Consider the following 21,480-nt stretch of genomic DNA (forward strand, 5'->3'; position numbering starts at 1 on the left):
GGGGTGTTGGGGTCGGTGGTGGGCTGGGGTGTTGGGGTCGGTGGTGGGCTGGGGTGTTGGGGTCGGTGGTGGGCTGGGGTGTTGGGGTCGGTGGTGGGCTGGGGTGTTGGGGTCGGTGGTGGGCTGGGGTGTTGGGGTCGGTGGTGGGCCGAGGTGCTGAGGTCGGTGGTGGGCCGAGGTGCTGAGGTCGGTGGTGGGCCGAGGTGCTGAGGTCGGTGGTGGGCCGGGATGTTGGGGTCGGTGGTGGGCTGGGGTGCTGAGGCCGGGGTGGGTGGTGGGGGGGTGGGTGGATAACCAGGAGTGCTTGGGGGAGGGGGGTCGTACACTAGCTCTATGCGCACTCCCGATTGATCGGCGCAGCATGGACGAGGGGCGGGCCTGCCGGTGGGTCGCCCGCTGTGGTCGTTCTTCACGTCGGCGTTTTCGAAAGATCCCCGTCACCCGTTTCCGGGAGTGTTTCCCTCATCATGATCATCGCGTCTGAAGTCGAACTGCGCGCCGGGTCGCGCCTGCTCATCGAAGGGGCGTCCTTCCGGGTGAACCCGGGGGACCGCATCGGGCTCGTCGGCAGGAACGGCGCGGGGAAGACCACGCTGTGCAAGGTGCTGGCGGGGGAGGGGCTGCCGGCGGCGGGGACCGTGTCGTCGACCGGGAGTGTGGGGTATCTGCCGCAGGATCCGCGCACGGGCGATCTCAGCACGCTGGCACGCGACCGGGTGTTGTCGGCCCGGGGGCTGGACGAGGTGCTGCGGGAGTTGCGGGCGGCCGAGGCCGGCATGGCGTCGGAGGACTCGCGGGTGCGGGACCGGGCGGTGCGGGCGTACGGGCGCCTGGAGGACCGGCTGCACGTGCTGGGAGGGTACGCGGCGGAGGCGGAGGCGGCGTCGATCGCTTCCAGCCTGGGGCTGCCGGACCGGGTGCTGACCCAGCCGCTGGAGACCCTGTCCGGCGGGCAGCGGCGGCGTGTGGAACTGGCCCGCATCTTGTTCAGCGGAGCGGAGACTCTCCTGCTCGACGAGCCGACAAACCACCTCGATGCCGACTCAATCGGGTGGCTTCGTGATTTTTTACGATCCCACCAGGGCGGTTTGATCATTATCAGCCACGACGTCGGGCTTCTTGAAGCCACGGTCAACCGCGTCCTGCACCTCGACGCCAACCGCTGCGTCATCGACACCTACAATGTCGGCTGGACCGCCTACCTCGCCCAGCGCGAGACCGACGAGCGCCGCCGCAAGCGCGAGCGGGCCAACGCCGAGCGCCAGGCCTCCCAGCTCCTGTCCCAGGCCGACCGCATGCGCGCCAAGGCCACCAAGGCCAAGGCCGCCCAGGAGATGGAGCGCCGTGCCCGTCGCCTGCTGTCCGGTGTGGAGGAGGAGCGCCGCGGCGACAAGGTCGCCAAGCTCCGATTCCCCGACCCCGCCCCCTGTGGCCGCACGCCGCTGACGGCCACCGGCCTGTCCAAGTCGTACGGCTCGCTCGAGGTCTTCACCGACGTGGACGCCGCCGTCGACCGCGGCAGCCGGGTCGTCGTGCTCGGCCTGAACGGCGCAGGCAAGACCACGCTGCTGCGCGTGCTCGGCGGCCTGGAGAAGCCCGACACCGGCGAGGTCCGTCCGGGCCACGGCCTCAAGCTCGGCTACTACGCCCAGGAGCACGAGACCCTGGACCCCGGCCGCAGCGTGCTGGAGAACATGCGCTCGGCCGGTCCGGACGTCCCGGACGTGGCGCTGCGCAAGGTCCTCGGCTCCTTCCTGTTCTCCGGCGACGACGCCGACAAGCCCGCTTCCGTGTTGTCCGGAGGGGAGAAGACCCGCCTGGCCCTGGCCACTCTCGTGCTCTCCAGCGCCAACGTCCTGTTGCTCGACGAGCCCACCAACAACCTGGATCCGATCAGCCGCGATCAAGTACTTTCGGCATTGAGGTCGTATTCTGGGGCAATTGTCCTGGTAACACATGACGAAGGGGCCGTTGAGGCGCTACGACCGGATAGGGTGATCTTGCTACCGGACGGAGTGGAAGACGCTTGGAGCGATGAATTTTCCGATCTTGTGGCACTCGCCTGATCTTAATTTGAACGGGTACGGATCTTTTCCCATGGAGTAGGTAGCCGATCCGGCCGAAATGACTGATCATGGCGTGAGTAACGCTGCGGAAGTCTGGCACTACAGGAGGTACTCGTGGCCGAGACTCTGAAGAAGGGCACCCGGGTCACCGGGGCCGATCGCGAAAAACTGGCCGCCGACCTGAAGAAGCGCTACGCCGCGGGTGAGAGCATCCGCGCGCTCGCCGCTTCCACCGGCAGGTCGTACGGGTTCATCCACCGCATCCTGAGCGAGTCCGGCGTGACTCTGCGCGGGCGCGGCGGGGCCACCCGGGGCAAGTCGAAGCGCTAGCAGCCGCCTCGGAAACGCGCGACCGCAGCCGCTCGTTCCCGTGCGGTCGCCGGCTCAGCGCACGTCGGTAGAATCTGATTCTGGAACTGCCAGAAGGTTCGGGACGTGACGGGACGGCGACCCACGAAAAGGAGCGGGCGATGCCGGAAGCGACGCTTGGGGGGAGTGCGGCGGCGATCTCGGCGGGAGATCGGGCCGAGCCGGGTACCGACGGAACGCCCGAGCGTGGCGGAGGTTCGCGTGACGAAGGTTCGCGCGGTGAACCAGAGGTGGCGCCCGAGCGGTTCGGGTCGCGGCACGAAGGTTCGCGCGGTGAACCGGAGATGACGTCCGAGGAGCTCGCGGAGATCGGTTTGCGCTTCGAGGTGGGCGGCGAGATCGCGACGATCACATTGGACCGGCCGGACAAGCGGAACGCCCAGACGTTCGCGACCTGGTCGGCACTGGCACGGATCGGCAGGACCCTGCCGGAGCACGTGCGCGTCGTCGTGGTCAGAGGCGAGGGGCCGTCCTTCTCAGCGGGCATCGACCTGCGCATGTTCACGACGAAGGGATTGCCGGGACAGGGCTCGTTCGCGTCCGTGGCCGCGCTCGACGGCGAGACGTTCCTGGCGCGCATCACCGAGGCCCAGCAGGGCTTCCTGTGGCTGCGCCGCCCGGACATCGTGTCGATAGCGGTGGTACAGGGACACGCGATCGGGGCCGGATTCCAACTGGCCCTGTCCTGTGACCTGAGAATTCTGGCCGACGACGCCAAGTTCTGCATGAAGGAAGCCGCCCTCGGGCTGGTCCCCGACCTGACCGGCACCAAGCCGCTGGTCGAGCTCGTCGGCGTGGCGAAAGCCGTGGAGATCTGCCTCACCGCCCGGACCGTGGGGGCCGAGGAGGCCCTGCGCCTCGGCCTGGCCGAGCGGGTGGTGCCGCGAGAGAGGCTGGACGAGGCGGTGGGTGAGCTGGCGGCCGCGCTGCTCACCACCGACCGGGCCGCGGCGGCGGCCACCAAACGCCTGCTGCTCGGTGCCGCGGACCGCACCCTGGAGGAACAGAGCGCCGCCGAGCGCGCCGAGCAGGCCGAACGGCTGCGGGCGCTGTTCGGGGCGAAGGGCGCCGCGCGGAGGGACGGTTCCGCCCAGAGCTGAGCGGGGAATCGCGCGATCGGTCCGCGCGCTTCGCCGGAGTGGGAACGGGGGGCGTGGCACGCCTCCGGCCCACGCGGGGCCAGGGTTCGGCGAGGACGACAGGGCGGCGATGTCGATGTTGGGCGGGGGATACGGACCCCAGGTGATGCGGTCCCTGAGGCGGGACAGCTCGGTCACCAAGGAACGGCTGACGCCGGGCACGGTGCCGCGCATCGCCCGGTACGCCGGGCCGTACCGGCGGCAGATCGCCGCGTTCCTGCTCCTCGTCGTGGTGGACGCGATGATCGTCATCGCCAACCCGCTGCTGCTCAAATCGATCATCGACGAGGGCATCACGCCCCGCCGCACCGACGTGGTGATCATGCTGGCCCTGGTGATCGCCGGGCTGGCCCTGGTGGACGCCGGCCTCAGCCTGGTGCAGCGGTGGTTCTCCTCCCGCATCGGCGAGGGCCTGATCTACGACCTGCGCACCGAGGTGTTCGACCACGTGCAGCGCATGCCGGTGGCGTTCTTCATGCGGGCGCAGACCGGCGCCCTGGTGTCCCGGCTGAACAGCGACGTCATCGGCGCCCAGCGCGCCATCACCAGCACCCTGTCCACCGTCGTCTCCAACGTCGTGAGCCTCGTCATGGTGCTCGGCGCGATGCTCGTGCTGTCCTGGCAGGTCACGCTGGTCGCCCTGGTCCTGCTTCCGGTCTTCGTGTTCCCCGCCCGCTGGGTGGGGCGCCGCATGTCCAAGCTGACCCGCGAGCAGATGCAACTGGACGCGGAGATGAGCTCGGTGATGACCGAGCGCTTCAACGTCGCGGGCGCCATGGTCGCCAAGCTGTACGGCCGCCCGGCGGACGAGGCGGCCCACTTCAGCGAGCGGGCGGGACGGGTGCGCGATCTCGGCATCGTGGTCGGCATGTACGGCACGGTGTTCCGCGTCGCCCTCGGCCTGGTCGCCGCGCTCGCCACCGCGCTGGTGTACGGCGTGGGCGGCGTTTTCGTGATCACCGGCGCGTTCGAGGTGGGCACCCTGGTGGCGCTGGCCGCGATGCTGATGCGGCTGTACGGGCCGCTGACCAGCCTGTCCAACGTCCACGTGGACGTGATGACGGCCCTGGTGAGCTTCGACCGGGTCTTCGAGGTGCTGGACCTCAAGCCGATGGTCGCCGAGCGGCCGGACGCGCGGCCCGTGCCGGACGGCCCGGTCACCGTCGAGTTCGACGACGTGCGCTTCCGCTACCCCGCGGCCGAGGAGGTGTCGCTGGCCTCCCTGGAGTCGGTGGCCCGGCCGGACACCGGCCAGAGCCAGGAGGTGCTGCGCGGCGTCTCCTTCACCGCCCGCCCGGGTGAGCTGGTCGCGCTGGTCGGCCACTCGGGGGCCGGCAAGACGACGATCACCTCGCTGGTGTCGCGCCTGTACGACGTGACCGGCGGCGCGGTGCTGGTCAACGGGCGGGACGTGCGGGAGCTCACCCTGGCGTCGCTGCACGAGACGGTCGGGGTCGTCATGCAGGACGCCCACCTGTACCACGACACCATCGGCGCCAATCTGCGCTACGCCCGGCCCGGCGCCACCGACGAGGAGATCTGGGAGGCGCTGCGGGCCGCGCAGATCTACGAACTGGTCGAGTCGCTGCCCGACGGCCTGGACACCGTGGTCGGCGACCGCGGCTACCGGCTGTCCGGCGGCGAGAAGCAGCGCATCGCGCTGGCCCGGCTGTTGCTGAAGGCCCCCCGGGTGGTGGTGCTCGACGAGGCCACCGCGCACCTGGACTCCGAGTCCGAGGCCGCCGTGCAGCGGGCACTGAAGACGGCCCTGGCCGGCCGCACGTCCCTGGTGATCGCGCACCGGCTGTCCACCATCCGCGAGGCCGACACCATCCTGGTCATCCACGACGGCCGTGTGGTGGAACGCGGCCGCCACGACGACCTGCTCGCCGCCGGCGGCGCGTACGCCGAGCTGTACCGCACCCAGTTCGAGCACCAGAGGTAGCACGGCTCCCGGTCAGTGGCGCAGGCTGCCCTTCGGGGTGGCGATGTAGCCGAGGCGGGTGAGCTCCTCGCGGGCGATCTTCTCGATCAGCGTGACCTCGTCCGGCTTGAGGCGGGTGCGCCACGCCCCAACGCGGGGCGGCGGTGCGCCGTACAGCGCGACCGTGGAGACCCGCGTCTCCAGGAAGTCCGACACCGCGGCCACCGTCTGCTCGGGGGACGCGGCCAGGTCCTCGTACCGCACGGTGAGCAGTTGGTCACGCGGCATCTCCTTGCGCAGCGCCGCGCTCAGCCGTACCGCGCTGCGCCACCGCAGCGCGCACTTGCCCGCCGGGTCCATGCCCGCCCACTTGGGCAGATGGGCCCCGGAGTTCACCCCGAGGAACGGGCTCGGGAACTCGGTCTCGTCGCTGATCATGCCGGGCTTGGCCCACTCCATGGACGCCCGGTCGGCGAGCATGTCGGCGGTGGCGTCCCTGCCGTCCCGGATGAGCTGGATGAGCCGTGCGTCGGGGAACGCCTGGATCAGCACCGGCGCGCTGTACAGCAGGTCGGGCTCGGCGTCGCCGAACCGGGACACCGCGCCGGGCGAGGCGCACGGCCCGCCGCCGGTCACCGCCCCCGCCTCCCGGCAGGCGGCCGGGCACTCGCCGCACGCCCCTGGCACGAGCTGCCAGGCGTCGGCCAGCGCGTCCCGCAGCACCCGCACCGACCCGCCGCCCTTGCTCCGCATGATCGACGGACGCCGCGCGAAGGTCCGCACGACGCTGGCGACACCCGGGCGGCCCATCGTCATGTGGAAGCCGGGGGACCGTTTGAGCGCGCGGGCCAGCAGGGTCACGCCGGAGTGCGGGGCGCCGAGCACGAAGACGGGGCGGCGGACCTTGGTGCCGTTGACGACGAGAATGTGGGGCGGGGGTCGCATAAGTGAGGACAGTCTGACACCCTTTGCGAGGTGAGCGAACCGGTCACGCCCGGCCCGGCCGGGCGGGGCGTCACCTGGGTAAGAGTACCCATGGTGACCGCCATATCGGCAGATTCCCGGTTTTCTCCGGTCCGTACATCCGCTCGCTAAAGGATCTTCAGGAGGCGCGGCATGACCAGCCAGCGGCTCTGGGTGCCGTCCCGGCTGTGCCCCGGCGACCGGGTGGCGATCGTCGCCCCCTCCGGCCCGGTCGATCCGGTGTGGCTGGCGCGCGGCAGGCACGTGCTGACCGAGATGGGGCTGGACGTCGTCGTGATGCCCCGGGTGCTGAACCGCCGCGGCTACCTCGCCGGGTCCGACGCCGGCCGCGCCGCCGACCTGCAGGACGCCTGGTGCGACCCCGCCATCCGCGCGGTGGTCTGCGCCAGGGGCGGCTACGGCGCCACCCGGCTGCTCGGCCTGCTGGACTGGCAGGCCATGGAGGCCGCCCGCCCCAAGATCCTTCTCGGGTCCAGCGACGTCACCGCGCTGCACCAGGCGTTCGCCGTGCGCCTCGGCGTCGCGAGCTGCTTCGGCCCGATGCCCGCCTGCCAGGCCCTCGGCGACCTCGGTGGCCCTGACCCGGCGACGCTCGCCCACCTGTACGCGTCGCTGTTCGAGAACGGCGAGCCCGCCCCGGTCGCCGGGCAGCAGGTGATCGTGCCCGGCCACGCCGAGGGCCCGCTCACCGGCGGCACCCTCAGCCTGCTCGCGTCGCTGTGCGGCACGCCGTACGCCATGCGCGGCCAGGGCCACATCGTGCTGCTGGAGGACGTGAACGAACAGCCGTACCGCGTGGACCGGCTGGTCACCCAGCTCATGCAGTCGGGGGCGCTGGACGGCGTGATCGGGATCGTGCTCGGCTCGTTCGTGGGCTGTGGCGACCCGCTGCCCACCCTGGTGGAACGGCTGGCCGTGCTGGAGGTGCCCATGATCGCCGGGGTGCCCATCGGGCACGGGACCCCCCAGTTCACCGCATGGCTGGGGGCGGACGCGGTCATCGATACCCAATCGTGCTCTTTGACTTGCCTTTTCCGCGATCCGGCTACGGCACTGTAGGCCCGTCCGGGGGAAGACGCGGTAGTTGGGAGCCTCGATTGGGCTGGTTCGCACGGCATCGAGACCGGTGGGGCGCGGCTCCGCGGCACCTGGTCGAGCTGCTCGCCGGGCGCCCCGCCGTCCGCCCGGCCGAGGACGTCGACCTGGACTCCCTGCTCGGCCTGGTCGCCGAGAGCCTCGGCTACGGCTACGCCTTCACCGGCGACGGCGCCGTGCTCGAACTGTCCGCGCCGCGCCGCACGATCACCGTGCGGCTGGCGGGGCTGCGCCTTGAGGCGGCCCGCCGTCCCCGCGAGGACTGGCCGGTGCTGGTGGCCGAGCACCTGAGCGGCGCGGCCGGCCGTGACCCCGACCTGCCCGACGTGTGCGACCTCGCCGAGGTGCGCCCGCTGCTGCGCACCCGCGTGGTGCGCGCCGAGACCCTGGAGGACCCCTCCCGGGTGATCGGCCGCCACATCGCGGCCGACCTGGTGGAGATCCTCACCGTGTCCGGGCGGGCCGTGCGCCCGGCGGAGGCGTTCTGCTGGCCGGTGACGCCGGGCGAGGCGCTGGACCTCGCCGGGCGCAACGTGCTGGACGACGAGAAGCTCACCACCGAGCGCCTGGACCTCGAAGGCGTGCCCGCGTGGCGGCTCGCCGGCTCGGCGGCCGGCGCGGTGGTCCACCTGCGCCGCGTCGAGGACTACCTGCTGGTCTCGCCGGACGGCGTCATGGTGGTGCTGCCGCACCCCGGCGAGATGATCGTCCACCCGGTGGACGGGTTGTCGGTGATGCGCGCCATCGAGCGCATGTGGCTGCTGGCCCGGCGCGAGTACCGTTCCGGCGAGGGCGGCCTCAGCCCGCACGTCTACTGGTGGAACCACGGGCGGCTCACCCGCATCCAGGCCGACCTGGTGGTGCAGAACGGCCAGCGCCGCCTGGTGGTCGCCCCGCCACCGGAGTTCGCCCGCCTCCTGGCCGACCTGGCCCAGGACCGCTAGGCGCCCGGGACCGCCGGTCTCCTGCCCGGGGCCGTCAGGCCGCCGAGGACCGCCGGCCCCCTCGCCCAGGAGAACCGCTAGTCGTCCGACAGGTACGTGTGCCGCGGCCGGGGGTCCGCACGCGACAGGCTGTGCGCGGTGTGGATCAGCGGCACGTGGCTGAACGCCTGCGGGAAGTTGCCCACCTGGCGGCCGTACCGGGGGTCGTACTCCTCGGCGAGCAGCCCGACGTCGTTGCGCAGCGACAGCAGCCGCTCGAACAGCTCGACCGCCTCGCGCCGCCTGCCCACCATCGCCCTGGCCTCCGCCAGCCAGAAGCTGCACGCCAGGAAGGCGCCCTCACCGCCGGTCAGGCCGTCCACGCTGTTCTCCTGCGCGATGGGGTAGCGCAGCAGGAAGTCGTCGGACATCAGCTCGCGCTCCACGGCCTCGATGGTGCCGGCCACCCGAGGGTCGTCCACCGGCAGGAAACCGGTGTGCGGGATGAGCAGCAGCGACGCGTCCAGCTCGCGTGAGCCGTACGACTGGGTGAAGGAGTTGCGCACCGGGTCGTAGCCCTTCTCCAGCACCTCGGCGTGGATGCGGTCGCGCAGCGCGCGCCACCGGTCCACCGGCCCGCTCTGCCCGAAGCGCTCCACCTGGCGGATCGAGCGGTCGGCGGCCACCCAGGCCATGACCTTGGAGTGCACGAAGTGCCGCCGCGGCCCGCGGACCTCCCACAGGCCCTCGTCCGGCTCGTCCCAGTGGGACTCGAGGTAGTCCATCAGCGAGCGCTGGATCGCCCAGGTGCGCGACACCGCCTCCAGGCCGGACACCCGCGACAGGAACAGGCAGTTCATGACCTCGCCGTACACGTCGAGCTGGAACTGGTCGACGGCGGCGTTGCCGAGGCGCACGGGCCGGGAGCCCTCGTAGCCCTCCAGCCAGGGCAGCTCCATCTCCGGCAGACGGCGCTCGCCGGCCACGCCGTACATGATCTGCAGGTCCTGGGGGCGGCCGGCGATGGCCCGCAGCAGCCACTCCCGCCACTCGCGTGCCTCGTCGACGTACCCGGCGCCGAGCAGCGCGTCCAGGGTCATGGTGGCGTCGCGCAGCCAGCAGTAGCGGTAGTCCCAGTTGCGGATGCCGCCGAGGTCCTCGGGCAGTGACGTGGTGGCCGCGGCGACGATGCCGCCGGTGGGGGCGTACGTGAGGCCCTTGAGGGTGATCAGCGACCGCACCACCGCGTCGCGCCACTCGTCCTTGACGCGGGTGTCGCAGCGGGCCACCCAGGCGCGCCACATGCGCTCGGTCTCGGCCAGCTCCTCCTCGGGGTCGATCGGCTCGGGCTTGGGGGAGTGGGAGGGGTGCCAGGTGAACACCAGCGGCACCCGGTCGCCCGCGGACAGCCGGAACGTCGCCTTGTGAGCGTAGTCGCTGCCGCGCAGCGGCACGGGGGAGTGCAGCCACACCGAGTCGGGCCCGCCGACCGCCTGGAGCAGGCCGCCGTTGCGGCGCACCCACGGCACGATGCGGCCGTAGTCGAACCGGATGCGGATCTGGGTGGCCGCCTCGACGGTGCCGGCGACGCACTCCACGATGCGGACGACGTCCGGCGCGGACTGCCGGGGCGGCATGAAGTCGGTGACCCGCAGCGTGCCGCCCTCGGTGTCCCACTCCGTCTCCAGGATGAGGGTGTCCTCGCGGTAGCGGCGCCGCGTGCTGAGCTGCCGTCCCGCGCCCGCCGGGCCGATCCACCAGTGGCCGTTGCGCTCGTCGCCGAGCAGCGAGGCGAAGCACGCCGGGGAGTCGAAACGGGGCAGGCACAGCCAGTCCACGGAGCCGTCGCGCCCGACGAGGGCGGCGGACTGCATGTCGCCGATGATCGCGTAGTCCTCGATCCGCATGGGGTCACGCTAGTGGGTCGCCGCCATCGGCGTGGCCCGTCGCCGCGGCCGGGTCCACGGCATCAGGAACTGGGTGACGGGCCCGATGGCGACGGCGAACACCACGGTGCCCACGCCGACGGTGCCGCCCAGCAGCCAGCCCGCGGCCAGCACGGAGACCTCGATCAGGGTGCGGGCCACGCGGATGGACAGCCCGAGGCGGTGCAGGCCGGTCATCAGGCCGTCGCGGGGGCCGGGCCCGAGGTCGGCGCCGAGGTACAGCCCGGTGGCGCCGCCGACCAGCACCACGGCGGACAGCAGGTACACCCAGCTCACGAAGAGGCTGTCAGGGGCCGGGGCCAGCCAGATGCTCAGGTCGACGAACAGCCCGAGCAGCACGATGTTGCTCACCGTGCCGATGCCGGGCCTCTGGCGCAGCGGGATCCAGAACACCATGACCAGGGCGCCGACCAGGATGATCCAGGTGCCGACCGACAGCCCGGTCCGCACCGCGAGGCCCTGGTGGAAGACGTCCCAGGGGTCGTTGCCGAGGCCGGACCTGATCTGCAGGCCCACACCCGCGCCGTACAGGACGAGCCCCGCGTACAGGCGGAGCAGGCGAGAGCGGAGAGAATCAGGTGCAGGGAGGGATATTTCGCTCATAGAGGTGCAATGGTGGTGGCCGCTGGTTTGCCGATAAAGAGCCAATCAGCAAAAGTGGCTTTATGGATCGCCATCTCAGCGGGCCGCAGCTCGCCCGGTTGCTCGATCTGCCGACCGGCGCCCGGCCGTACTACCGGGCGCTGGCCGAGGCGGTGCGGACCCTGATCCTGGACGGCCGCCTGCCGGTGCGGGTGCGCATGCCCGCCGAGCGCCACCTCGCCGCGGCGCTCGGCGTGAGCCGCACCACCGTCACCACCGCCTACGACCGGCTCCGCGAGCGCGGCTACCTCGACAGCCGCCAGGGCGCGGGAAGCTGGACGGCCCTGCCCGACCCCGGGGCGCTCGGCGTGGACAACCCCTGGATCGCCTCGGCCGACGACGGCCTGCTGCCGTTGCACATCGCCGCGCCCTCGGCCACCGCCCTGCTGCCCGACGCCGTGGCCGCCGCCACCGATGCCTACCCTCGGTACGGCCTCGGCATGGGCTACGACCCCCTCGGCGTGCCGGCGCTGCGCGCGGCCATCGCCGAGAGGTACGGCGCGCGGGGCGTGCCCACCCGGCCGGAGCAGATCCTCGTCACCTGCGGCGCCCAGCAGGCCATCCACCTGCTGATGACGCTGCTCGGCGGGGCCGGCGACCCGATCGTGGTGGAGTCGCCCACCTACCCGCACGCCCTGGACGCCGCCCGGCTGCGCGGCGCCCGCCTGGTGCCGGTGGGCATCCAGGACGACGGCTGGCACCTGGACCTGCTGGAGGGCGCCCTGCGCCAGTCGGCGGCGCGGCTGGCGTACCTGATCCCCGACTTCCACAACCCGGTGGGGCGCCTCATGGACGACGCCGCCCGGGCGGCGCTCGCCGCGACGGCGCGGCGGTACGACGCCACGGTGCTGGTGGACGAGAGCTGGGCGGAGCTGGCCATCGACGAGGTGCCCGCGGCGGCCCCGCTCGCGGCGTACGACACCGACGGCCGGGTGATCAGCGTCGGCTCGGCGTCCAAGCTGTGGTGGGGCGGCCTGCGCATCGGCTGGGTCCGCGCGACGGCCGCCCTGGTGCGCCGCCTGGCCGTGCTGAGGTCGGCGATGGACATCGCGGCGCCGCTGTTCGAGCAGCTCATGGTGGTCCACCTCATGGAACGCGTCGAGGAGGGCAGGGCCGAGCGGCGCCGGGGGATGGGCGCGTCCCGCGCGGCGCTCGTCGAGGCGCTGCGGGCCGCGCTGCCCGGGTGGGAGTTCACCCCGCCTCCGGGCGGCGGGGCGCTGTGGGTGCGGCTGGACGCGCCGGTGGCCACGCCGCTGGCCGACGCCGCCGCCGCGCGCGGGGTGCGCCTGGCGCCCGGCCCGTGGTTCGGCGTGGACGGCACGCTGGAGCGCTACCTGCGCCTGCCGTTCACGCTGCCGCCGGACGCGCTGCGCGAAGGGGTGCGTGCCCTGGCCGAGGCGCACGCCTCCGGCCTCGCCACGCCGCGCGGCGGGCCCGCCAGGGCGCCGCTCATGCCGTCCCTGTGACGGCGGCCTCCTCGCGCTCCTCGCCCATCAGCACCCGCAGGCGGTGGGCGAAGGCCAGCAGCACGGCCGCGGCGGCCACGGCGACCGCCGCCAGGGTGGAGAAGTACATCGGCTGGGACATGTGGCCGAGCAGCCGCGCGGTCTGCCCGCCGATGGCGTCCCCGACCGCGAACGACAGGTACCACACCCCGAGCATCTGGCTGCGGAACGCCCGCGGGGCCAGCTCGACGGTCACCGACAACCCGACCGGGCTCAGCGACAGCTCGCCGAACACCTGGATCAGGTAGACCCAGAAGAGCCACCAGACCGAGATGCGGCCGGACTGCGCGAGGTCGGCGGCCAGCGCCATGACCACGAAGCTCACGCCGATCATGAACAGGCCGAACGCGAACTTGTGCGCGGCGCCCACCCGGTCGCCGAGCCGCACCCACAGCAACGCGAAGACCGGCACGAAGATCATGATCATGAGAGGGTTGAACGACTGGGTGGTGGCGGCCGTGATGGAGTGGCCGAACAGCCGCAGGTCGGTCTTGGTGGCGGCGAAGTCGTTCAGCACGGTCGGCGCCAGGTCGTAGATCATCCAGAAGATCGCGGCGGCGGCGAACAGCCAGACGTACGCCTTCATCCTGGAGCGTTCCATGGCGGTCAGGCCGTGGTCGCCCAGCAGGATGTAGGCGAAGTAGGCGATCGGGATGCAGACGGTGAACAGGGTGAGCGCCACCGTGAAGCGGTCCACGGTGAGCGTGCCGGTCAGCGCCCACAGGATAATCGCCGCCGCGCCCACGGCCAGGGCGGTCAGCGCCCCGCGTGTGAACCGCGCACGCTCCTGCGGCGTGAGGCGGTGCCCCGGGGCGTCCCCCGCCCCGCGCAGGTGGCGGGCGCCGCGGACGTACTGCACGAGGCCGAGCGCCATGCCCACGGCCGCCGCGCCGAAGCCGAGGTGCCAGCGGCCGCCGGTGGCGAGGTTGCTCACCACGTACGGCGCGGCGAACGCGCCGAGGTTGATGCCGAGGTAGAAGATGGAGAACCCCGCGTCCCGCCGCGCGTTGTCGTCATCCGGGTACAGCCGTCCCACCATGGTGGAGATGTTCGGCTTGAGCAGGCCGGTGCCCACCACGATCAGCCCGAGCCCCGCCCACACCGCCGCCGCGCCGCCCGTGGGCACGGCCATGCAGATGTGGCCCAGCATGATGACGCAGCCGCCGATCAGCACGGCCCTGCGGGCGCCGAGCACCCGGTCGGCGAGCCAGCCGCCGGGCAGCGCCAGCAGGTAGACCAGCGCGCCGTAGACGCCCACCACGGCCGTCGCGGTCGGCTTGGGCAGGCCGAGCCCGCCCTCGGCCGCGGTGGCGATCAGGAAGAAGTACAGGATGGCGCGCAGGCCGTAGAAGCTGAACCTCTCCCACATCTCGGTGAAGAAGAGGGTGACGATGCCGCGCGGATGGCCGAAGATCGTCTCAGGCTCCGCGCGCACGCCGAGGTCTCGGGCCATGACTGGTCCGCCTTCCCCGTCGGGTGCCGTTACGGCGCGCGACCTCCCCCGGGCCGCGTGGAATGTCTTGAATGTAGTAGATATTGCCAAATGTCGGAAACGGTTGGTCAAGTGCGGTGTCAGAAGGTGGTGAAACGGTAACGCATGGTGACGGCATGAGCGCTCCAGGTCACCATGCCGTTCCTCTCACCTGAGGGGTCTTGCTCCTTGTGATCGCCTGTGGTGCGATGCATGCCACCGCGTGCAAGTGAGCACTTTCTGGAGGCGAAATGGCCGACCCCCGGGTCATCTCCGACCGTGACGAGATCGAGAGGCAGATAGCCGGACTCACCATCTGCGAGCAATTCAGGAGAACGGCGGAGCAGCACCCCGACGATCCCGCCTACTCCGACCTGGCGGAGGACGGGTGGAGCACCCTGACCTACTCCGAGGCCCGGCGGCGCGTCCTCGCCATCGCGGCCGGCCTGCACGAGCTCGGCCTGCGGGCCGGCGAGGCGGTCGCGCTGATGATGGTGAACCGCAGCGAGCACGTCCTCGCCGACCTCGGCGCGGTGCACGCCGGCGGCGTGCCGTGCTCCATCTACTCGACGTTCACCCCCGAGCAGATCGCCTTCGTCGCCACCGACGTCGAGGCCAGGTACGCGGTGGTCGGCGCCGCCGACCTTGAGCGCTGGCGGCCGATCCTGCCCCGGCTCACCGGCCTGCGCAAGGTGATCGTGCTGGACGCCGCCCCCGAGGGCGAGCTGTTCATGGGCTGGGACGAACTGGTGGAGCTCGGCGAGCGGCTGCTTGAGGCCGACCCCGCCGCGGTGGAGGCCCGCGCCGCCGCCGTCACCCCCGGCGACACCCTCACCGTGCTGTACACCTCCGGCACCACCGGCAACCCCAAGGGCGTGCCGCTGACCCACCACAACGTCTGCTTCGAGGTCGTGGTCACCGACCGCATGGCCGGGGTGCCGTCGGGCGGCGCGCAGATCTCCTACCTCACCTACGCGCACATCGCCGAGCGGGTGCTCAGCCTCTACCTGCCGCTGATCAAGGCGTCCCACATCCACTTCTGCCCCGACATGACCCAGCTCGGCACGGTGCTCGGCCAGGTCAAGCCGGTCGCGTTCTTCGGGGTGCCGCGGGTGTGGGAGAAGATGATGGCCCGCCTTCAGGCCCTGCTCGCCACCCAGCCGCCGGAGCAGCAGGAGCAGGTGCGGGCCGCCATGGCCGCGGGCCTCGCCTACATCGAGGCCGGCCAGTACGGCCGCACCCCGGGCCCGGAGGTCGTCGCGGCGTACGAGAAGGCCGACGCGGCGCTGCTGTCCATCATCCGCGGCATGATCGGCTTCGGGAACGCCCTCTGGCTCGGCACCGCCGCGGCCCCCATGCCGCTGGAGGTGCAGCGCTTCTTCGCCGGGCTCGGCCTGAAGGTGCTCGACGTGTACGGCATGACCGAGACCAGCGGCGCGTTCACCGCCAACAGCTCGGCGGCGTACAAGCTCGGCACGGTCGGCCGTCCCGGGGAGGGCGTCGAGGTGCGCATCGCCGAGGACGGCGAGATCATCACCCGCAGCCCCGCCAACACCGCCGGCTACCTCAACCGGCCCGAGGCCACGGCCGAGCTGCTCGACGAGGACGGCTGGCTGCACACCGGCGACGTCGGCGCCATCGACGAGGACGGCTTCGTCAGCATCGTGGACCGCAAGAAGGAGCTCATCATCACCGCGGGCGGCGAGAACATGTCGCCGGCCAACACCGAGGGCTACCTCAAGGAGCACCCGCTCATCGGCCAGGCCCTGGTGTACGGCGACCGGCGGCCGTACGTCGTGGCCGTCCTCACCCTGGACGGCGAGGTGGCGCCGGTGTGGGCGCAGGGCCGCGGCATCGCCTACGGCTCGCTGGCCGAGCTGGCCGAGCACCCCGACGTGCTCAAGGAGGCGGAGGCCGCGGTGACGGCGGCCAACGACAAACTGGCCCGGGTGCAGCAGGTCAAGAAGTGGCGCCTGCTGCCGGACGAGTGGACCGCGGAGACCGAGGAACTGACCCCGAGCCTGAAGCTCAAGCGCCGCGTCATCCACGCCAAGTACGCAGACGTCATCGAAGCGATGTACGTCAGCTGATCGGACATAAGCCTCAATATCCGGACAAAGACCTTAAAAAGGGGTGCGGATCGAGGTTTGGTGTCTGATTCGTAATCATTTATCTCCGCCTAATGTGCAACTTTCTTCCCTTAGTTGGCGTCTATGGGACGTAGGGCACACCCCACCCTGGGATGCCTTTCTCTACGGGGAGAGGAAATTTCCACCATGTTTCAACGCATCGCCACCGTTCTGGTGGCGGCCGCCATGGGCGCCTCGGCGCTCGCGGTGGCGGCTCCGGCGCTCGCAGACCCGGCGCCGGACGCGGTCTCCATCGAATCCGTATCGGTGACCCCCGACCCGGTGGTCATCCACGGACGCGAGAAGGTCGCGGTGACGGCCACGGTCACGACCGTGGGCGCCGAAGACGTCAAGATCGGCTTCGGCCCCGCGGGCGGGTCCGCCTGCAACCCCTGCCCCGGTTCCGCCCCGGCCTCCGCGAGCCCGGAGGTCAAGAAGTGGGACCGGACGATCGTCCTCGACCGGCACGACCCGAGTGGTAAGTGGTTCGTGTACGTGGAGGCGATCGGCGCCGGCGGGAAGGTCGCCGAGGCCAAGGCGTCCTTCTACGTCAAGCACGTCCGTCCCCACCACGGCCCGCGCGCCACGCGCGTCGCCGGCTTCGACGCCTCGCCCGAGCCGGTGAAGAAGGGCCGCAAGCTCTCCCTCACCGGGAAGCTGCAGGTCGCCCGTTGCTACGGCGACTGGTGGTGGGACGGCGACGCCTACGTCGTCGGCGGCTCGCGCTGCGACGACGGGTACCGCTGGCACAACTGGCGTTACGTCGGCTGGAAGGACATCAAGGTGTTCTTCAAGCGGGCGCACGGCAGCAAGTGGGAGTACGTCGACACGATCACCACCAACCCGGACGGGAGCTTCTACACGAAGATCCCGGCCTACTGGTCGGGCACCTGGAAGGTCGTGTTCCCGGGCTCGCGCGGTCTGTACGGCTCCTCGGCGACCGACTACGTGAAGGTCGTCCGATAGGCCGGGTTCGAAGGACGCCCGGTCCCCGGCTCGCCGCCGGGGGCCGGGCGTTCGTCATTCGTCACGGGGGCGCGCGTCGCGCGCCAGCTCCAGGGCCGTGAGGTCGACGGCGCTCAGCGTGAAGATGTTGGCGATCCGCTCCAGGGGCATGCCCCGGTCCCCGAGCTGGGTGATGGTGACCGCGGCGCGCAGCAGGATCCGGCCGAGCACCACCTCGTCCACGTCCGGCATGTCCTTGCGCAGGAAGTCCGCCAGTTGCTGGCCCACCTCCCGGTCGGCGTGGACGCGGGGGTCGTTGAGCTCCGGGCTGGACAGGATGGCCGCCAGATCCCCGCGCTCGTCTTCGGTCAGCTTGCCCAAAGGTCGCCTCCCTGAGCGATGTCGGTACCGCGAGACTATTCGCTCCCGACCGCCGGGGGAACGGCGCCCCTGCGAAGATCGGCCGGCCCCCGCGTCCGTGGGACGGGGGGCCGGCCGATCGCGCTCGCGTGCGCCGTTCAGGAAAGGGCCTCGACCAGCTTGCGGCGCTGCTGGACGCCGAGCCCGCCGATGCGGCGCCGGTCGTCGACACCGGCGCGCTGCATCAGCGCCGCCGCCTTGGTGGGGCCGATGCCGGACAGCGCACGCAGAGCCTGGGAGACCTTGATCCGCTTGACCGTTTCGTCGTCCCGCCGCAGGAGCTCGGCCAGGGTGACGTCGCCGGTCTTCAGCTGGGCGAGGAGCGCGGCACGCGCCTGCCGCACCTCGGTGGCCTTGACGAGGGCCGCCTGGCGTTGCTCCGGGGTGAGAGGGGGGAGGGCCATAGGGTTACTCCTTGACGGACGAAGATCGTTCTTGGCCGGGGCCCCGGCCATCTGCGTGTTCGCCCGTCTGTTACCCCGGTCACGGGCGTTAATCATGCTTTCGCCAAGGATGTCGCCGGCTGGGGCCGTTTCGCCGTCGAAAGATCCAGGCTTGACCCTCTATGTGGGCCCATGTCAGGAAAATTGGGCCTTTTCAGTACGGCCTTCCGCCCTGAATCTCGTGGGGGACACGTGACAAAACCCAAGAGCACGTGTCAAGGAGGAAACAGGTGAGACATCGTCTTCTCGTCGGTCTCATGATCCTGGTGGTGACCCTCGCCACCGGGATCGGCGGCGTGGGGGCCTCGGCCGAGCCGGCCCCGAACCACCAGTACCGTGTCGAGGGCCCCACCACGGCCCCGCAGCGCACGTCCGTCGCGGCCACCGGCGCCTCGATCGACGAGGTCGCGGACACGTCGGTGGTGGTGACGGCCTCGGAGAGCGAGGTCGCGGCCATCAAGGCGCTCGGGTACACCGTCACCCGGCTGCCCCGCCCGCTGTCGCCGGTGGTGCCGAAGCCCCAGGACTTCCCCTCAGCCGACTCCGGCTACCACAACTACGCGGAGATGACCGCGGTCGTGAACCAGGTCGTGGCCGCGTACCCGTCCATCACCAGCAAGTTCACCTACGGCACGTCCTACGGCGGCCGCGCCCTGATCGGCATCAAGATCAGCGACAACGTGACGACGGACGAGAACGAGCCCGAGGTGCTGTTCACCCACCACCAGCACGCGCGCGAGCACCTCACCGTCGAGATGGCGATCCACCTGCTCAACTGGCTCACCAGCAGCTACGCCTCCAACACCAGGATCAGGAACCTCGTCAACTCCCGTGAGATCTGGATCCTGCCCGACCTCAACCCCGACGGCGGCGAGTACGACATCGCCACCGGCTCCTACCGCTCCTGGCGCAAGAACCGCCAGCCCAACTCCGGCTCCACCGCCGTCGGCACCGACCTGAACCGCAACTGGGCTTACCGCTGGGGCTGCTGCGGCGGCTCCTCCACCTCCCCCTCCAGCGACACCTACCGCGGCTCCGCCGCCGAGTCCGCGACCGAGGTCCGCGCCACCGCCAACTGGATCCGCACCCGCGTAGTAGGCGGCGTCCAGCAGATCAAGACCCACATCGACTGGCACACCTACAGCGAACTGGTCCTCTGGCCCTACGGCTACACCTACAACGACACCGCCACCGGCCTCACCCAGGACGACCACGACGCCCTGGAAGCCCTGGGCCGCAACCTGGCCTCCACCAACGGCTACACCCCCCAGCAGTCCAGCGACCTGTACATCACCGACGGCACCATCAACGACTGGCTCTGGGGCAACTGGAAGACCTTCTCCTACACCTTCGAGATGTACCCCCGCACCAGCAGCCCCGGCTTCTACCCCCCCGACGAGAGAATCCAGACCGAGACGACCCGCAACAACGAAGCAGTCCTGAGACTCCTCGAATACTCCGACTGCCCCTACAGAATCACCGGCAAGCAGTCCCAGTACTGCCCCGCCGCCTGACCCTGGACCCCGCACGCACGGCCCGCCCACAGCGGCGGGCCGTGCCGCGTGGACAGGGCTGTCGGGAGGCTGAAGTAGGATTTCCTGTTCAGGAGGCATGGACGGGCGGGTCCGCGGTGAGCGGGAGGCCCCTGGTGCGCTGAAGGTACGATCCCGGGCCGGGTTGTGAGCGCCGGTGACGGCCACCCCGGCGGACGTTGAGCATGCCGTCGCAGTGGAACATGGGGTGCAGACACCTCATGTGCGTCCGTCAGGAACGAGGAGCCCGATCATGACCCCCGACGCCATCGATGACACCGCCAGCTTCGCCGAGCTCGGGCTGCGGCCTGAGTTGCTGCAGGCGCTCGGTGATCTCGGGTATGAGGAGCCGACGCCGATCCAGCGGGAGGCGATCCCGCTGTTGCTCAGCGGGCGTGACCTGCTGGGGCAGGCCGCCACGGGGACGGGGAAGACGGCGGCGTTCGCGCTTCCGATCCTGCAGCGGATGCGGGTGGGGGGGACGCGGGAGGCACCCACGGCGCTGGTGCTGGTGCCGACCCGGGAGCTGGCGGTGCAGGTGTCGGAGGCGGTGCACCGGTACGGGCGCGATCTCGGGACCCGGGTGCTGCCGATCTACGGGGGGCAGCCGATCGGGCGGCAACTGCGCGAGCTCCAGCGAGGAGTGGACGTCGTGGTCGCCACGCCGGGGCGGGCACTGGACCACATCGGGCGCAAGACGCTGCGGCTGGACTCGCTGGAGATGGTGGTCCTCGACGAGGCCGACGAGATGCTCGACATGGGGTTCGCCGACGACATCGAGGCGATCCTGCAGGAGACGCCCGCCGAGCGGCAGACCGTGCTGTTCTCCGCCACCATGCCGCCCCGCATCGACGCCATCGCGCGCAGCCACCTGCGCCAGCCCGAGCGGGTGCAGATCGAGCGGGAGCCCACCGCGCCGGGGGAGGGGCCGCTGGTCCGGCAGAGCGCCTACGTCGTGCCGCGGGCGCACAAGCCGGCTGCGCTCGGGCGGGTGCTGGACGTCGAGGCGCCTGAGGCGACCATCGTGTTCTGCCGCACCCGCGAGGAGGTCGACAGCCTCACCGAGACCATGAACGGCCGCGGCTACCGCGCCGAGGCCCTGCACGGCGGCATGGGCCAGGAGCAGCGCGACCGCGTCATGGCCCGGCTGCGCAACGGCACCGCCGACCTGCTGGTGGCGACCGACGTCGCGGCGCGCGGGCTCGACATCGAGCACCTCACCCACGTGGTCAACTACAACGTCCCCTCGGCACCGGAGTCGTACGTGCACCGCGTGGGCCGCGTCGGGCGCGCCGGCCGCGAGGGCGTGGCGATCACACTGGCCGAGCCGCGCGAGCACCGCATGCTGAAGACGATCGAGCGGGTCACCAAGAACCGCATCACCGTCGAGAAGGTGCCCACCGTGGCCGACCTGCGGGCCCGCCGCCTGGAGCTGACCCGCGCCGCCCTGGAGGAGAGCATCCTCGAGGACGACCTGGAGCACTTCCGCGTGGTGGTGGACACCCTCGCCGACGAGTTCGACGTGATGGAGATCGCCATGGCGGCCGTCAAACTGGCCCACGAGGCCGGCGGAGGCGCCGCCGACGACCAGGAGATCCCCGACGTCCCCCTGCGCGCCGAACGCGAAGGCCGCCCCCGCCGCGACCCCGTGCGCGACGAACGCCGTCCCCGCACCCCCGGCCGCGGCATGACCCGCATCTTCATCGGCGCCGGCCGCAGCTCCGGCATCCGCCCCCAGGACCTGGTGGGCGCCATCGCCAACGAATCCCGCCTGAGCGGCCGCGACATCGGCGCCATCGAGATCGCCGACCGCTTCTCCCTGGTGGAGGTCCCCGACCACGCCACCGACGACGTCATCGCCGCCCTCCGCCAGAGCACCATCAAGGGCAAGAAGCCCACCGTTCGCCGCGAAAGATTCGAATCCCGCTGACCTCGCCCCGCCAGGCG

17 protein-coding genes are annotated in these 21,480 nt (G+C 71.3%); 11 read left to right on the top strand and 6 right to left on the bottom strand.

Going from position 1 to position 21,480, the window contains the following annotated elements:
• Positions 1-467: 467 nt before the first annotated feature.
• The 4 genes from ABGB17_RS35415 to ABGB17_RS35430 all read left to right on the top strand — a co-directional run bounded on the left by ABGB17_RS35415 (position 468) and on the right by ABGB17_RS35430 (position 5,519).
• The gene (locus ABGB17_RS35415) at positions 468-2,066 is read left to right on the top strand and encodes an ABC-F family ATP-binding cassette domain-containing protein (RefSeq protein ID WP_347638088.1); all 1,599 of its coding nucleotides are present in this window, start codon (positions 468-470) and stop codon (positions 2,064-2,066) included.
• A gap of 114 nt (positions 2,067-2,180) precedes the next feature.
• Positions 2,181-2,396 (top strand): helix-turn-helix domain-containing protein, encoded by a 216-nt coding sequence (locus ABGB17_RS35420; RefSeq protein ID WP_093173121.1) that lies wholly within the window; start codon positions 2,181-2,183, stop codon positions 2,394-2,396.
• 323 nt (positions 2,397-2,719) lie between these two features.
• A complete protein-coding gene (locus ABGB17_RS35425) occupies positions 2,720-3,535 on the top strand; it encodes an enoyl-CoA hydratase/isomerase family protein (protein ID WP_347638091.1) in 816 nt (271 codons plus the stop codon).
• A gap of 109 nt (positions 3,536-3,644) precedes the next feature.
• Positions 3,645-5,519: an ABC transporter ATP-binding protein gene (locus tag ABGB17_RS35430; protein WP_347638093.1), complete on the top strand. Its 1,875-nt coding sequence runs from the start codon at positions 3,645-3,647 to the stop codon at positions 5,517-5,519.
• A 12-nt stretch (positions 5,520-5,531) separates the two neighbouring features.
• Here ABGB17_RS35430 and ABGB17_RS35435 read toward each other — a convergent pair whose 3' ends face one another.
• Entirely contained in the window at positions 5,532-6,443 is a 912-nt protein-coding gene (locus tag ABGB17_RS35435) for a sulfotransferase (RefSeq protein WP_347638095.1), read from the bottom strand.
• Positions 6,444-6,614: 171 nt separating this feature from the next.
• On the opposite strand from ABGB17_RS35435, the gene ABGB17_RS35440 reads away from it, so the two are divergent.
• Positions 6,615-7,541, top strand: a complete 927-nt coding sequence (locus ABGB17_RS35440; RefSeq protein WP_347638097.1) for an LD-carboxypeptidase — start codon at positions 6,615-6,617, stop codon at positions 7,539-7,541.
• 38 nt (positions 7,542-7,579) lie between these two features.
• Complete coding sequence (locus ABGB17_RS35445; RefSeq protein WP_347638099.1) at positions 7,580-8,521, top strand: hypothetical protein; 942 nt, start codon at positions 7,580-7,582, stop codon at positions 8,519-8,521.
• A gap of 77 nt (positions 8,522-8,598) precedes the next feature.
• Here ABGB17_RS35445 and ABGB17_RS35450 read toward each other — a convergent pair whose 3' ends face one another.
• Positions 8,599-10,407 carry a glycoside hydrolase family 15 protein gene (locus ABGB17_RS35450; protein ID WP_347638101.1) on the bottom strand — a complete coding sequence of 603 codons (1,809 nt, stop codon included), beginning with the start codon at positions 10,405-10,407 and terminating at the stop codon, positions 8,599-8,601.
• A 9-nt stretch (positions 10,408-10,416) separates the two neighbouring features.
• A complete protein-coding gene (locus ABGB17_RS35455) occupies positions 10,417-11,049 on the bottom strand; it encodes a hypothetical protein (protein ID WP_347638103.1) in 633 nt (210 codons plus the stop codon).
• A gap of 62 nt (positions 11,050-11,111) precedes the next feature.
• On the opposite strand from ABGB17_RS35455, the gene ABGB17_RS35460 reads away from it, so the two are divergent.
• Positions 11,112-12,554: a PLP-dependent aminotransferase family protein gene (locus ABGB17_RS35460; protein ID WP_347638105.1), complete on the top strand. Its 1,443-nt coding sequence runs from the start codon at positions 11,112-11,114 to the stop codon at positions 12,552-12,554.
• Here the strand turns inward: ABGB17_RS35460 and ABGB17_RS35465 are convergent.
• Complete coding sequence (locus ABGB17_RS35465; protein ID WP_347638108.1) at positions 12,538-14,046, bottom strand: oligopeptide:H+ symporter; 1,509 nt, start codon at positions 14,044-14,046, stop codon at positions 12,538-12,540. The two genes, ABGB17_RS35460 and ABGB17_RS35465, sit on opposite strands and share 17 nt — an antisense overlap.
• Before the next feature lie 269 nt (positions 14,047-14,315).
• On the opposite strand from ABGB17_RS35465, the gene ABGB17_RS35470 reads away from it, so the two are divergent.
• Both ABGB17_RS35470 and ABGB17_RS35475 read left to right on the top strand, forming a co-directional pair.
• Positions 14,316-16,154 carry an AMP-dependent synthetase/ligase gene (locus ABGB17_RS35470; RefSeq protein WP_347638110.1) on the top strand — a complete coding sequence of 613 codons (1,839 nt, stop codon included), beginning with the start codon at positions 14,316-14,318 and terminating at the stop codon, positions 16,152-16,154.
• A 186-nt stretch (positions 16,155-16,340) separates the two neighbouring features.
• A complete protein-coding gene (locus ABGB17_RS35475; RefSeq protein WP_347638112.1) occupies positions 16,341-17,159 on the top strand; it encodes a hypothetical protein in 819 nt (272 codons plus the stop codon).
• 54 nt (positions 17,160-17,213) lie between these two features.
• On the opposite strand, the gene ABGB17_RS35480 is transcribed toward ABGB17_RS35475, so the two are convergent.
• The gene (locus ABGB17_RS35480; RefSeq protein WP_347638114.1) at positions 17,214-17,519 is read right to left on the bottom strand and encodes a hypothetical protein; all 306 of its coding nucleotides are present in this window, start codon (positions 17,517-17,519) and stop codon (positions 17,214-17,216) included.
• 137 nt (positions 17,520-17,656) lie between these two features.
• Entirely contained in the window at positions 17,657-17,962 is a 306-nt protein-coding gene (gene mihF / locus ABGB17_RS35485) for an integration host factor, actinobacterial type (protein ID WP_347638116.1), read from the bottom strand.
• 269 nt (positions 17,963-18,231) lie between these two features.
• Here mihF and ABGB17_RS35490 point away from each other — a divergent pair, with 269 nt between their 5' ends.
• Positions 18,232-19,515, top strand: a complete 1,284-nt coding sequence (locus ABGB17_RS35490) for a M14 family metallopeptidase (protein WP_347638118.1) — start codon at positions 18,232-18,234, stop codon at positions 19,513-19,515.
• A 271-nt stretch (positions 19,516-19,786) separates the two neighbouring features.
• A complete protein-coding gene (locus ABGB17_RS35495; protein WP_347638120.1) occupies positions 19,787-21,463 on the top strand; it encodes a DEAD/DEAH box helicase in 1,677 nt (558 codons plus the stop codon).
• Positions 21,464-21,480: the final 17 nt, after the last annotated feature.

Origin of the sequence: Sphaerisporangium sp. B11E5, from assembly GCF_039871875.1 — a bacterium.
Classification (GTDB): Bacteria; Actinomycetota; Actinomycetes; order Streptosporangiales; family Streptosporangiaceae; genus Sphaerisporangium.